This is a genomic window from Desulfotomaculum sp. (genome assembly GCA_003513005.1).
GTDB lineage: Bacteria > Bacillota > Desulfotomaculia > Desulfotomaculales > Nap2-2B > 46-80.
Map to the genome: position 1 here is coordinate 39,216 of DOTD01000039.1, position 13,269 is coordinate 52,484.

Below are 13,269 nucleotides of genomic sequence, written 5' to 3' on the forward strand. Positions count from 1 at the left end.
TCAAGAAAAAAGCATCTGTAAAGACACTAAAGCCGTTAATGTTGACAAGTTCACCATCCCCAAGTTATAATTCTTTTGGAAATTTGCTTACACATGGTTTTGTCGCGGCATACACGGCTTTTGTCTTTTTGCTTTCACAGATAACGCTTAAACGGGGAGGTGTTAATTTTATACAAAAAAGATAATCAGGAAAAGTGGTATTTCCTTAGTTTGAAAGGGAAAGGGAAGATGAGGGGCAATTTAAAGGTTGGATTTCTACCAACCAGATAGTCATTTAGATTATTATTTTTTGACCCCTTGTGAATTATTACAAAAAGAGGAGGCGCGTAATGGCTACTAAATTTGATGATATTTATGATGATTATATGAAAAGGCGGAAAGCCGCCCTTGGAATGGGAGGAGAAGACGCCTTAGCAAAACGCAGGGCAAAAGGACAGACCGACGCCCGCCAGAGACTTGACTTACTTCTGGACCCGCACAGTTTCTGGGAGGTCGGCGCTTTTATGAAGCACCGCCAATCAGAATTCGGCATGGATAAAGTGTACGTCCCTGCAGAAGGCGTTGTGGCTGGATACGGAAAAATAAACGGCCGTAACGTCGTTGTAATCTCAGAGGACTTCACGGCTATGGCCGGGACTTTCGGTGAGTATCACGGCAAAAAATTCGTCTGGGCTCTTGAATTTGCCCAGAATAAGGGCTGGCCCTTTATTGGCATTAACGACTCCGGCGGCGCACGTCTGCAGGAAGGAATGGATACCCTGGAGGCATACGGCTGGACCTTTGCAGCCCAGTGCCGCGCTTCAGGAATCATCCCCCAGATAGCGCTGCTTCTTGGCCCCTGCCTTGGCGGTCAGGCTTACCACCCGATTATGAACGACTTCCTGATTCAAAGCGCAAAAACCGGCTTTTTAGGAATTGCCGGACCGGCCTTCGTAAAAACACAAACAGGTGAGGATATTTCCCTGGAAGAGCTTTCCGGCTGGGAACCGCATGCTGTTAGGGCAGGAAACACGCATATCGTGGGAGAAGACGATTTTGAGTGCATAGATGCGGCTAAGAAACTTCTCTCCTACATGCCCCAAAACAACAGGGAAAAGCCCCCGATTGTAAAAATTGGCGACGACCCCAACAGAGAGATCCCGGAACTGGATGACTTCCTGCCTGACCCGCTGCTGATGACACCTTACGATGCATACCCGCTTATCGATATGGTTGTGGATAAGGGAAGCTTCTTTGAAATCCACAAGGAGTTTGCTCCACAATTAATCGTCGGCTTCGCACGCTTCGATGGGAGATCAGTCGGAATGGTTGTCAACAATCCCGACTTCCTTGCAGGCGCTATGAACTGCGACTCCTCTGATAAACTGGCCAGATTCGTCCGCACATGCGACCTTTTCAATATCCCTGTAGTAACCCTTGTCGACTGCCCTGCATTCTGGATTGGTTCCGAAGAAGAGCATAAAGGAATCCTGCGTCACGGTGCAAAAACCCTTTATGCCTGGGCCGACGCTACGGTGCCCCTTATTGCAGTAATCACCGGAAAATCTTATGCTGGCGCTCATTACGCCATCCTGGACAAGAGCATCGGGGCAGACCTGTGCTACGCCTGGCCGACAGCCAAGATTAACATCGTCGGCGGCGCTACTGCGGCAAGTGTAATTTTTGCCAAGGAAATTAAGAATTCTCCGAACCCGGCAGAAACAGCAGCGAAGAGAATTGCAGAATACAATAAGGCATACGAGCATCCCTACCAGCCCGCGGAACGCGGTTATGTTGACGATGTGATTATGCCGCACGATACAAGAAAAGTTATTTGCCAGGCCCTGGAGATACTGGAAAACAAACAAGTTGCCAGACCCTGGAGAAAATATTCGAATATCAACCTGTAAAGTTAATTCTTTAGGAAAGGGGTCTTCCATTTGGAAGGCCCCTTTTGATTCGTTAACCAGTTTGCTTTAACGTTAATCAGTTTGTTTTAAACCGTTCAATTCTTCCCTGCCCTTTTTCACTTGGTCCGTTAGTTTCTCGAGGTCTTTTTCAATCCCGCCTAAAACATCATCAGCGTAATCTCGTGCCCCCTGTTTAATTTCAAAGGCAACCTGTTCCGCCTTCTGGATCATTTCCTCAGCTATTATTTGAGCCTGGCGTGTTATTTCACTTTCCTCAGCCTGCCTGTCCATTTGTCTTTTAGCATCATCCAGAATCCTTGACGCCTCTCTTTTTGAATCAGAAAGCACCTTTTCGCGTTCCTGAATCAACCATTTTGCCTGACGCATTTCTTCCGGTATGGATGTGCGAATCCGGTCAAGGCAATCCAATAGCCGGTCTTCATTGATTAAAACTTTCCTTGTCAGGGGAACCCGCATACTTTCTTCAACCAGTTCCTCAAGTTCGTTAAGGATATTTGACAGCTCCACTTACAAACCTCCCTTTTATTGGCTTGGACAATCAGCCAGTTCAGGTTTTAAACTATAAAAAGTCAACAGTGTATCCCCGTACCTGTGTTGGCGTGTTAATGTTAAATTATCAATCCTAGCCGGCAACACCTCTCTTTTACTGCTTTCCACAATAATAACGCCATCCGGTAAGAGCAAACCGCTGTTGCCGATCATCTCGATTGTAGGATTTTCAAGGCCCTGCTCATACGGCGGATCAAGAAAGACAATATCATAAAGCTCTTTTCTGTTTGCCATTAATTTAAGGGCTTTTAAAACATTCGACTTAATTACGCAAACTTGAGCGGATAAGTCCCCGGTTAAAAATTTTAGGTTTTCATAGATAGCCTGCACAGCTTTGCTGTTTTGATCTACGAAGCAGACCCGCCGCGCTCCCCGGCTCACTGCCTCGATACCCACATTGCCGGTTCCGGCATAAAGGTCCAAAAACCTGCTCTCCTGAACTCTTGCGCCGAGTATATCAAAAAGAGCTTCTTTTACCCTGTCACCGGTCGGACGACCTTTCCACCCGCGGGGCACTTTAAGCAGGCGGCCTCTGTATATGCCGGAAATTACCCTAACCATGCCAAGCTTTCCTTCTTCCGTACATTTTACCATAATCTTAACACAATGATAAAACTAATTTGTATTAATTAAGTATTTTCCTGGAATCTACGCACATAAACAAAATTTATGAGGGAATGCTATATCTATGCAATCATAGAAGGTGTCGATCATGTTAAGTGAAGTTTGCCAGAATTTTGGAATCAGCTTGGACCTTGCCCTGGAAGCAAGGGAAATTGTGCGCGGGGAAACCGGTCAGGAAATTCCGGGTGTAAAGGTCGATCAGGAGAATTACGAACATGCCCAGGTAACCATAGTAGATATTATTGAACCTTACGCCGAAAAAATCATGGGAAAACCGGCCGGCACTTACATAACCATTGAAGCGCCTGTAATCAGGGAAAACAATCCCCTGGCGCATAAGGAAATAAGCGAGATACTGGCCCGCTATCTCAAAAAATTAATCAACCTCCCCGAATACGCTAATATTTTACTGGCCGGGCTGGGAAACTGGCGGGCAACCCCTGATGCGCTGGGTCCTGAAGTAATTGAGCAAAGTCTGGTTACACGCCATCTTTTTAATTACGCTCCTCAGACATTAAAACAAGGAATGCGATCAGTCAGCGCCATGGCGCCCGGCGTACTGGGAATTACGGGTATAGAAACTGCGGAGGTTATCAAGGGAGTTGCGGAAAAAGTCCACCCGGAATTAATCATCACCGTCGACTCACTTGCTGCCCGCAGTGCAACACGCATCGCAACAACAATCCAAATAGCCACCACTGGAATTAAGCCCGGTTCCGGTATAGGAAACCAGAGATCCGGTATTAACCAGGAAACAATGGGTGTGCCAGTAATAGCGATCGGTGTGCCCACAGTGGTTCACGCTGCCGTTATAGCAAGTGATGCTATTGAACAGTATTTAAAACAGGCGCAGGCAAACAATCAAACAGGGCCAAACTTTTCGCAACAGGTGATCAATAAAGTGCTCGAACCCTTCGGAGGAAATCTGACAGTTACTCCCAAAGAGATTGACACCTTGATCCACAGCACGGCAAAAATTATAGCAACCGGTATAACATCGGCTTTACAGCCGGAATTAACCCAGGATGACTATACATTCTATATGCATTAATTATTGATAACCGTATATACTGAAAATTAGCTTATCTTAGGGAGGTCAACTGCCTGCGTGCTTAATAATCGCCTCTTATACTTGTACGAACTCGTTCACCCTCGGGCTTAAGTCAAACTTAAGCGCATGCGCCTCAAACAGTTCCCTCGCTTGTCCTTAAGGTTCACTCATTCTTTGAATGAAGGCTCAAAATCGCACTTAAGGCATTGCCCCCCCTTTGCTGATGAATTTTCATCTTATTGAAGACACTGCATTGGCAGCATGGGTATCTATACTGTTAAAAACACACAGAAGACCAGTTATACTTTACAAACTGGTCTTCCGGCTAATATCCATTTTCAATTAAACCCTGTAGTTTAGAGAAAATATATCCTTTACTCATCTTCGGTTCTCAGTCAGGAAAAACTTCCTTAAGGAACGCTCTAGCGGGCGCCGCTGGAAGTAACCTGAGGGGTCGGAGGCTGGTTGCCGCTAGCCAGGCTTGTTTCGTAAGCAGCGATCATCTTTTTGACCATATTGCCGCCTATTGCACCATTAACACGGGAAGGAATATCACCCATGTAACCACCCTGGGGAACCTGAATTCCAAGCTCGGCAGCAGTTTCCCACTTGAACTGCTCCATTGCGTTGGAAGCCTGATTAATGAGAATCCTGTTTGATTTCTGTCCCTGTGCCATTTAATTTTCACCTCCTTATTTTCAGCTTAAGCTTATTATGAGCATTAATAAATGGCTTTAAACTAGAACATTTTACCCAGTTAATAGCTTGAAAATAAGGATTTAAAAACTATTAAAGTTAAATTTTAATTTGATGCTTTAAATATTAAGAATATCATTATATTTTGTTCAAAAATCAACCCCCGCCCCAATTTAACATCGACCTTGCCTGTAATTCCTCCCTCAATAATATGTTATCGCGGCGCATAAGCTCCGGATCGGTTTCCAGCAATTTAAAAGCCTCGCCACGGACCTGCAAAAGCAGGCGCTGATCACGGATCAGGTCGGCGGCTTTAAATTCTGGCAGGCCGGACTGGCGGAATCCCGTCAGTTCACCCGGCCCCCTTAAAGACAGGTCTGCTTCGGCAAGAGAAAAACCATCTGCAACCCTGGTAAGGACCTCCAAACGTTCCCGCGCATCTTCAGACGGCGAATCCGACACAAGAATACAGTATGATTCTTCGCTTCCCCGTCCCACACGCCCGCGCAGCTGGTGCAACTGGGCGAGGCCAAACCGTTCCGCTCCCAAAATAACCATTACGCTCGCATTTGGCACATCTACACCCACTTCGATGATAGTAGTTGAGATTAAAACATCAACCGCACCGCTGTAAAAAGACCTCATAATCCTTTCTTTTTCGTCGGTTTTTAATCTTCCGTGCAATAGAGCTACCCTGCAGTCCCGAAAGAAAATTCCCGAGGATAGTTCTTTTTCCAGTTCAACCGCCGCCTGCGCATCAAATCTCTCGGATTCCTCGATCAGAGGGCAAATAATATATGCCTGCCGGCCAAGATCCACCTGCTTGCGGACAAAACGGTAAACTGATCCCATGTCTGTTGACAGGTATGTCTTAACCGGTTTGCGGCCGGGGGGAAGTTCCCGGATCGTGCTGATTTCCAAATCACCGTATAAAGTCAGTGCTAGAGTGCGCGGTATCGGTGTAGCGGTCATGATCAGGACATCCGGATATTGCCCCTTGGACTGCAGAAGGGCCCTCTGCCGCACGCCGAAACGGTGCTGTTCATCAATTACAACCGCTGCAAGGTTCTTGAATTCCACATCATCCTGGATAAGGGCGTGGGTACCTACTATAATTGATATTTGGCCTGCGCGCAGCCTTTCAAGAAACACTGCGCGTTCTTTCTTCCTGAGGCCGCCCGAAATGAATCCTATTTCAATCCCCGAATCACCCAGAAGGCGCCGCAGGCCGAGGTAGTGCTGTTCGGCAAGTATCTCTGTCGGCGCCATCAGCGCTCCCTGCAGGCCGCTGCCGACCGCTTTCAGCAGAAACAGCAGGCTGACAACAGTTTTGCCTGAGCCAACATCGCCCTGTAGCAAACGGTACATCGGACCGGCCTTGTCCAAATCATTGTTAATTTCCTGCCAGGCGTTATTTTGGCCTGCCGTCAGAGTAAAGGGGAGCTTGCCGGTGAATTTTTCCACAATATCCGGGTGGGGGAGGTATTGATGGGGTTTATTTATCCTGGTCAGTTTTAAACGCCGCAAACCAAGGGCAACCTGAAATAAAAATAAATCTTCCCAGATAAAACGTTCTTTTGCTTTTTGAGCTTTTTGAATGCTGGCCGGAAAATGAACTTCCTCCAGGGCTTCCGGCAAAACAGGCAGCGCGTGCGCTTCAACTAAATGCGGCGGGATAAATTCCCTCAGCCTGTGGGTCCATTCAGCCAGCCCTTTTTTAATGATCCTGCGCAACAGGCGCTGGCTGAGCTGTTCGGTAAGCGGATAAACGGGCACGATTCGCCCGCCTTGCAAAAGTTCTTCCCCTTCTTCCATTAGCTCAAAATCATTTGCATATACCTGAACCTGCCCTGTAGCACGGTCTATTTTACCGGTCAGGACAACCTTCTTCCCGGGCGAAAACTGTTTTTTTAGAAAAGGCTGGTTAAACCAGATCCCCATAAAAAAACCACCGCTGTCTTTAAGCAGCAGTTTGGTAACGACCAGGCCCGGCCGCGGTTTTGTTTCCTTTACACCCGTTACCGTCCCGATAAGAGTGGCCTTTTCGCCGTGAGCAGTTTCAAAGGCAGTCTTTACCTGGCTTCTGTCTTCGTAATCCCGCGGGAAATAATAAAGCAGATCGTAAACAGTTTCGATCCCCAGCTTATTAAAGATCGCCGCCCTTTTCGGGCCAACCGTTTTCAAGTACTGAATTTTTTGGTCTATGGGGTGATTACCTTGTGTCCTGGAAAACATACTTGCATGACCCTGCAACTTTTGATAGAATAACTAACAGTCTATTCTTCAAGGGAGATGTATTGATTGGCCAGAAAATGCACAATCTGCGGGAAGGGTATAGAAGTCGGCATGAAGGTAAGCCATTCCCACATCCGCACAAAGAGAACCTGGGCGGCAAACCTGCAGCGGGTTAAGGCGATAGTTGACGGTACGCCGAAAAGAATTCTTGTTTGTACGCGCTGTTTAAGAAGCGGAAAAGTAAAAAGAGCAATCTAAAAAAGCCAACCGGCAGTTTTCTTAAAGCCTTTTTAAACGCGGCGAATGGGTAATCCCCGGAATGCGGCCCCGCTTGGCAACCAGTTTTCCGTCGACTTCTTTCAGGTCCATTGTCATATCGATGGGCGGGGCGGACGATATATAACTTCCTACTCCGAAAGAATCCGCGCCTGCCCTGTCAAGGACCACTATACGTTCAGGCGTTAATCCCCCGCTAACCAGAATTTGGACATGTGAAAAGCCCCCGAGGTCAAGGCGCGCCCTTATTTCAGTAACCAGTGAAGGTGTAACCCCGCCTCTTTCGCCTGGCGTATCCAGCCTGACACCACTTAACCTTTCTTTCAGGGCTTCGGCAACTCTCAATGTTTCCTCCGCCTCATCCTTGAAAGTATCGACTAGTATGATTACCGGCGCCCCCTCAGGCATAATCCGCTGATAGATATCCGCAACCTTTACCGTATCGCCCAGAATAATAATTACAGCATGAGGCATCGTTCCAGTCGGTTCCCGGCCGGCCAGTTTCGCCCCCAGAATACAGCTCGCTCCGTCTGCGCCGCCGATGAGAGCAGCTCTTTCCATAACAGGCGCAACGGCAGGATGTACATGGCGGGCTCCAAAACAAACAACCTTCTTCGTGCCGGCGGCGTCCTTGCACTGCCTGGCGGCAGTCGCCCAACCGCTTGAACTGGCTAAGATGCCCAGTAAGGCCGTTTCAAAAATTCCGAAGTTATCATAGAGGCCGCTGATGCGCATAACGACCTCTTTTCCCCGGAATGGCTCGCCCTCCTGAAGGGACCATAACTCAACGCCTGTATCCTGTAAAAGGTTTTTAACCTCGGGAACGCCTGCCAATATCCCCGAATGGCGAGCGAAAACTTCTGCTGTTACCGGAACTTTATCCAACCCGGTTTCTTTTAAAATTTCTCTGGCCTTTACAAAGTAGATATCCGTAGTCCAGCCCTCTTTTATCTCCTGCGCGCTGGCGGAAAAAAGAAACCTGTCAGGTGATATGGTAAGTTCGTCAATTTCCTTTAAACTCCGCACCGTCCGGAACTGTCCCACAAGTTATTCTTCCTTTCCGCCGGAAATTCCCTTAAGCAAATTGGCCATCTCAATGGCCATCTCAGCAGCGCTGCCACCTTTATTTCCTGCTTTGGCGCCGGCACGTTCAATAGCCTGTTCGATACTATCGGCAAGGATAACACCAAATGTAACGGGTACTCCGCTGTCCAGGCTGATTTTAGCGACGCCTCTGGATACCTGGTTTGCCACATGTTCGAAATGCGGAGTTGCGCCGCGAATTACAGCACCGAGGCAAACAACAGCGTCAAAACGCCCAAGGCCGATCATTCGGCGGGCTACCGTTGGTATTTCAAAGGCGCCCGGAACCCAGGCCACTTCTATATCATCATCGGCAACCCCATGACGTTTCAGTGTATCCAGAGCGCCGCTTAAAAGGCGGTTGGTAATAAATTCGTTGAAACGTCCGACCACCACCCCGAATTTTAAGCCCTGGCCCATTAAATGACCTTCGTAAACCTTCAATTTTTTCACTCCTTTTTAATTAAAAAAATTAACCGTCTATTTCCAACAAATGGCCTAACTTTTCCTTTTTGGTAGATAAATAAAAGCGGTTGTCAGCTCCCGGAGAAATTTCAATGGGAACTCTTTTGATAACCTTCAGGCCGTATCCCTCAAGACCGACTATTTTTCGGGGATTATTGGTCATCAGGCGAATTTTTTCCAGACCGAGGTCCGCCAGGATTTGAGCTCCAATACCATAATCCCTTAAGTCAGGCGGAAAGCCGAGTTCTTCGTTAGCCTCGACAGTATCCTTCCCCCCGTCCTGAAGCTTATAAGCCCTAATTTTATTTAAAAGGCCAATCCCCCGTCCTTCCTGGCGCATGTATAACAGCACGCCGGCGCCTTCCTTTTCGATCATTTCCAGCGCCGTGATAACCTGATCACCGCAATCGCAGCGCAGTGACCCAAAAACATCTCCTGTCAGGCACTCCGAGTGTACCCTGACCAGCGGAGCTTCGACGGCGCTTAGATCACCTTTTACCAGCGCAAGATGCCCCTTCCCGTCAAGGGTGCTTTCATAGGCTACAGCGATGAAATCGCCATACCTGGTGGGGAGCTTCGCCTCATCAACCTTTCTGATAAGTTTTTCCGTACGCCTCCTGTATTGAATCAGATCAGCCACGGTAATAATCATTAATCCGTGAAGGCTGCAGAATTTGATCAGGTCATCCACGCGGGCCATTTTCCCGTCTTCCCTCATTACTTCACAGATAACCCCGGCCGGAAACAACCCCGCCAGCCTGGCCAAATCCACCGAAGCCTCGGTATGGCCGGCCCGGCGGAGAACGCCGCCTTCCTTGGCCCTTAAAGGAAAGATATGGCCGGGACGCCTCAAATCATCAGCAGTAGTCACCGGGTCCAATATCGCCTTAACTGTAAAAGCGCGCTCAAAAGCCGAAATACCTGTAGTTGTTTCCCTGTGATCGACAGAGACAGTAAAAGCGGTACCGTGAGGATCGGTGTTATTGGCCACCATAGGCGGCAAATCCAGTTCGTCCAGCCGCTCAGCCGCTAACGGCATGCATAAGAGCCCCCTGCCGTGTGTGACCATGAAATTAATTGCTTCCGGTGTGGCCTTTTCAGCGGCCATTACCAGATCTCCCTCGTTTTCCCGATCCTGGCCGTCAACCACAACAATCATTTTGCCCTGCCGCATCTCCTGAATAGCTTCTTCGATAGTATTAAACTTATATTCCATCGCCTTTTTTCCTTTCCAAAGAAACTTTTTACCAGGCTTTTTCTATAAGAATCCCTGCTCGCCCAGAAAAGACAAGGATATTCCATCCTTTTTCTCCCCGGTATCCGGGCGGCTGTTCGATATAAATTTTTCTATATACTTTCCAATTAGATCCGCTTCGAGATTTACAGTTTCCCCCGGGTTTTTATAACCCAGTGTAGTATTCCTGGCAGTATGAGGTATAATCGAGACCCTGAAACTTTGCTCATTAAAATTTACAACGGTAAGGCTTATGCCGTCAACAGCAACCGAACCTTTTTTTATTAAATAACGCGTTACCTCAACAGGGGCTGAAATATCAAACACAACGGCCAGATCTTCCGTCCTTTTCCCTGAAATGACACCAACTCCGTCAATATGGCCGCTGACCAAATGCCCACCCAGGCGGCTGTCCAAACGCATCGCCCGTTCAAGATTCAATATATCTCCAGGCCCCAGTTTGCCCAGGTTGGACTTGGCCAGGGTTTCAGCCATAACATCCGCTGTAAAGAAACCTTCACCAAGCTTTGTAACTGTAAGGCAAACACCATTGACAGCTATGCTGTCCCCTTGGCGCGCCTGTTTTAAAACCTGCCCGGCTTTAATTTTTAATCCTGCCGACGCCGGTCCCCGCACAATTGTTATAAGTTGGCCAAGTTCCTCTACCAGACCAGTAAACAGTTCAATGCCCCCCGATCTTTAATCATGTTAATTTTTTCAGGTAACCCTCCAGACAGATATCCTCGCCAAACCGCGTCACAGTTAAGTTTTCAATCTGCCTGGTTTCCGCCATCAGAGACACTCCCGAACCTCCCACAGGGCTCGGAGACAGCCGCCCGCCAACTATTTTTGGGGCGATAAACCAGATTATCTTATCCACCAGGCCGCTTTCCAAAGCTGAAGCGTTTATTTCCCCTCCCCCTTCAATCATCACACTGGTAATTTCCTGCCTGGCCAATTCCGCCATCAACCATTTTAAATCCACACGGGGCCCGTCTCCCGGCACGACAAGCACTTCCGCCCCCGTTTTTTTCAGCCGGGCAATTTTTTGTGCGCCGGCGCTCCCGGTTGTTACTATAATTGTCGGCGCTTCAGCCAGCTGCGAGAGCACAAGAGAATTTACCGGTATGCGGGCCACGCTGTCAACTACAATCCGTATGGGATTTCTCCCTTTCTCATCGGGCAGCCGTACCGTAAGAAGCGGGTCATCAGCCAGCACAGTATTTATACCCACCAGAACGGCATCGTACAAACTGCGCAAAACATGAACCCGGCTGCGGGCTTCAGGACCTGTAACCCAACGGGAATCCCCTGTATGGGCAGCAATTTTACCGTCTAAGCTCATTGCCGCTTTTAATATTACAAAAGGCCTGCCTGTGGTTATATATTTGATAAAAACTTCGTTTAAAAGAAGGGCTTCATCCTCCAGCACACCTGTAGCGACTTCAACATTTCGCTGCTCAAGATAAGATATTCCCTTGCCGCAGACCAGCGGGTTGGGATCACTCATCGCAATGACAACCCTGCTTATTCCGGCCTCAACAACGGCATTTGCGCAGGGACCGGTCCGGCCGTAATGACTGCAGGGTTCCAGATTCACATAAAGTGTGGCGCCCTTTGCTTTTTCACCTGCATTGTCAAGTGCGATAATCTCGGCATGAGGGCTCCCCGCTTTGTGATGGTAACCTTCCCCGGCCACCTGGCCGTCCTTGACAACCACCGCCCCAACCATAGGATTGGGGCTTGTTTTTCCCCTGCCCAGCCTGGCCAGTTCCAAAGCCCTGCCCATATAAAGCATGTCTTGATCACTCATAAATAACAAAAGCCCCGTTAAAACCTCCGGGGCAAAAGACAACTTGATCAATCCTTAAAAATAATAAGGAATCAAAGCAAAACCTTCTCCCATCCAGACTGTTACTGTCGGCCCTGGATTTTCACCAGATCAGCCATATAGGCTAGCGGGCTCAAAGCCTTAGCGCTTCTTACCGCCGATAGGGAATTCCACCCGTCCCCGAAGGTGTTCTTTTTTATGAATATTATAAAGCCAATCTCAAGCACATGTCAATAATTCGACGAATTTAGAGATGCTCACTTGCGCTGTCTGGCGGGATATTGTTCACAAGCCCGTATACTTTATCCTTTAATTCCGGAGGAGCAATGAGGATTAAAACATCCCCGCTGTAAACGACAGTATCGGCCTGCGGTGAAAGGATTTCTTCCCCGCCCCGGTAAACAGACAGGACTGTTGCTCCGGTCTTTGTCCTGAACTCCGCCTCGGCCAGTGTTTTACCGACAAGAGCCGAACTGGGCGACACTCTTATTTCTTCTACTCGCTGCAGGTTGCCGGCCATTTTTAAGGTATAATCCAACAGTTCGTTCATTAGTTTTTCGATTTCCTGGTCTATGATTTCTCTTTCTTTAAGCAGGCTGTGCAGCTTTTTCTGCATGTCCCGCAGTACTTTCCGGTGACCGTACTCGGTTAAAAAAGCTTCGGCGGCTTTCTGGGACTGGACGACAACTCCAACCCCGGGAACAACGCCGACAATACCGGTTTCCTGAAGAAGAGTCAAAGCCCGGCGGATTGTTTCTGGTGACACACTATACTTTCCTGCCAGGGTAGATCTCCCAAACACCTTCTGACCTTCCCTATACTCCCCCCGTGCGATGCGTGTTGCAACATCAACCGCAATAGTCGCATACCTTGCTAAAACATGAGTTTCCTGCCCCTCCAACGCTGTATCCACCCTTTCATATTCTTATGACGCCATTATTATATCATTTAAAACCTTGAATAGAAAATAGCTTACATCTAGTACAAAAATAAGCCAAATTTCGACAAATCTCCTAACGAACCTTAATCAATTCAATGCCTTGAGTTAAAAAGAAACAAGCGATTCTTAAGCAGCCCTAACCGGAAGGTATGATTATAAAACCATTTTACTGGTTGGCAATTTATCCTAGCGATACTTGGATTCATTCTTAAAACTTTTAAGATAGTTCTTCAACAACTGCTTGTTTTATTTTCAAGTTCATGTAGATACGAACTGCTCTTTAGCCAACTTTGCCAATGCTCTCTTCCTGCCATGACGCCTCCTTCGGAGCGATAAAAACTTTAAATATGTTACTATTACTACAGCGATGAGTAT

The 13,269-nt window shown here is 47.9% G+C and carries 13 protein-coding genes and 1 riboswitch; of the genes, 3 read left to right on the forward strand and 10 right to left on the reverse strand.

Annotated elements, in window-relative coordinates:
* Positions 1 to 329 precede the first annotated feature (329 nt).
* Complete coding sequence (locus DEH07_04735) at positions 330 to 1,889, forward strand: methylmalonyl-CoA carboxyltransferase (protein HBY03842.1); 1,560 nt, start codon at positions 330 to 332, stop codon at positions 1,887 to 1,889.
* A gap of 72 nt (positions 1,890 to 1,961) precedes the next feature.
* On the opposite strand, the gene DEH07_04740 is transcribed toward DEH07_04735, so the two are convergent.
* Both DEH07_04740 and rsmD read right to left on the reverse strand, forming a co-directional pair.
* Positions 1,962 to 2,417, reverse strand: coding sequence for an ATPase (locus DEH07_04740; GenBank protein ID HBY03843.1), 456 nt, complete (start codon positions 2,415 to 2,417; stop codon positions 1,962 to 1,964).
* Positions 2,418 to 2,432: 15 nt separating this feature from the next.
* Complete coding sequence (gene rsmD, locus DEH07_04745; GenBank protein HBY03844.1) at positions 2,433 to 3,020, reverse strand: 16S rRNA (guanine(966)-N(2))-methyltransferase RsmD; 588 nt, start codon at positions 3,018 to 3,020, stop codon at positions 2,433 to 2,435.
* A 151-nt stretch (positions 3,021 to 3,171) separates the two neighbouring features.
* Here rsmD and DEH07_04750 point away from each other — a divergent pair, with 151 nt between their 5' ends.
* The gene (locus DEH07_04750) at positions 3,172 to 4,134 is read left to right on the forward strand and encodes a GPR endopeptidase (GenBank protein HBY03845.1); all 963 of its coding nucleotides are present in this window, start codon (positions 3,172 to 3,174) and stop codon (positions 4,132 to 4,134) included.
* A gap of 422 nt (positions 4,135 to 4,556) precedes the next feature.
* Here the strand turns inward: DEH07_04750 and DEH07_04755 are convergent, their stop codons facing one another.
* Positions 4,557 to 4,811 (reverse strand): spore protein, encoded by a 255-nt coding sequence (locus tag DEH07_04755; protein HBY03846.1) that lies wholly within the window; start codon positions 4,809 to 4,811, stop codon positions 4,557 to 4,559.
* A 175-nt stretch (positions 4,812 to 4,986) separates the two neighbouring features.
* The gene (locus tag DEH07_04760; GenBank protein HBY03847.1) at positions 4,987 to 7,065 is read right to left on the reverse strand and encodes a DNA helicase RecG; all 2,079 of its coding nucleotides are present in this window, start codon (positions 7,063 to 7,065) and stop codon (positions 4,987 to 4,989) included.
* A gap of 66 nt (positions 7,066 to 7,131) precedes the next feature.
* On the opposite strand from DEH07_04760, the gene rpmB reads away from it, so the two are divergent.
* Positions 7,132 to 7,323, forward strand: coding sequence for a 50S ribosomal protein L28 (gene rpmB, locus DEH07_04765; GenBank protein HBY03848.1), 192 nt, complete (start codon positions 7,132 to 7,134; stop codon positions 7,321 to 7,323).
* Between the two features lie 21 nt (positions 7,324 to 7,344).
* On the opposite strand, the gene DEH07_04770 is transcribed toward rpmB, so the two are convergent.
* The 6 genes from DEH07_04770 to DEH07_04795 all read right to left on the reverse strand — a co-directional run bounded on the left by DEH07_04770 (position 7,345) and on the right by DEH07_04795 (position 12,855).
* Positions 7,345 to 8,385: a nicotinate phosphoribosyltransferase gene (locus DEH07_04770; protein HBY03849.1), complete on the reverse strand. Its 1,041-nt coding sequence runs from the start codon at positions 8,383 to 8,385 to the stop codon at positions 7,345 to 7,347.
* 3 nt (positions 8,386 to 8,388) lie between these two features.
* The gene (locus tag DEH07_04775) at positions 8,389 to 8,844 is read right to left on the reverse strand and encodes a 6,7-dimethyl-8-ribityllumazine synthase (GenBank protein ID HBY03850.1); all 456 of its coding nucleotides are present in this window, start codon (positions 8,842 to 8,844) and stop codon (positions 8,389 to 8,391) included.
* A gap of 52 nt (positions 8,845 to 8,896) precedes the next feature.
* On the reverse strand, positions 8,897 to 10,105 hold the full coding sequence (locus DEH07_04780) for a bifunctional 3,4-dihydroxy-2-butanone-4-phosphate synthase/GTP cyclohydrolase II (GenBank protein HBY03851.1): 1,209 nt from the start codon (positions 10,103 to 10,105) through the stop codon (positions 8,897 to 8,899).
* Between the two features lie 42 nt (positions 10,106 to 10,147).
* Complete coding sequence (locus DEH07_04785; GenBank protein ID HBY03852.1) at positions 10,148 to 10,804, reverse strand: riboflavin synthase; 657 nt, start codon at positions 10,802 to 10,804, stop codon at positions 10,148 to 10,150.
* 22 nt (positions 10,805 to 10,826) lie between these two features.
* Positions 10,827 to 11,936, reverse strand: coding sequence for a bifunctional diaminohydroxyphosphoribosylaminopyrimidine deaminase/5-amino-6-(5-phosphoribosylamino)uracil reductase RibD (gene ribD / locus DEH07_04790; protein ID HBY03853.1), 1,110 nt, complete (start codon positions 11,934 to 11,936; stop codon positions 10,827 to 10,829).
* A gap of 77 nt (positions 11,937 to 12,013) precedes the next feature.
* A riboswitch (FMN riboswitch) is annotated at positions 12,014 to 12,146 on the reverse strand.
* Positions 12,147 to 12,201: 55 nt separating this feature from the next.
* Complete coding sequence (locus DEH07_04795) at positions 12,202 to 12,855, reverse strand: GntR family transcriptional regulator (GenBank protein ID HBY03854.1); 654 nt, start codon at positions 12,853 to 12,855, stop codon at positions 12,202 to 12,204.
* Between the last annotated feature and the right edge of the window lie 414 nt (positions 12,856 to 13,269).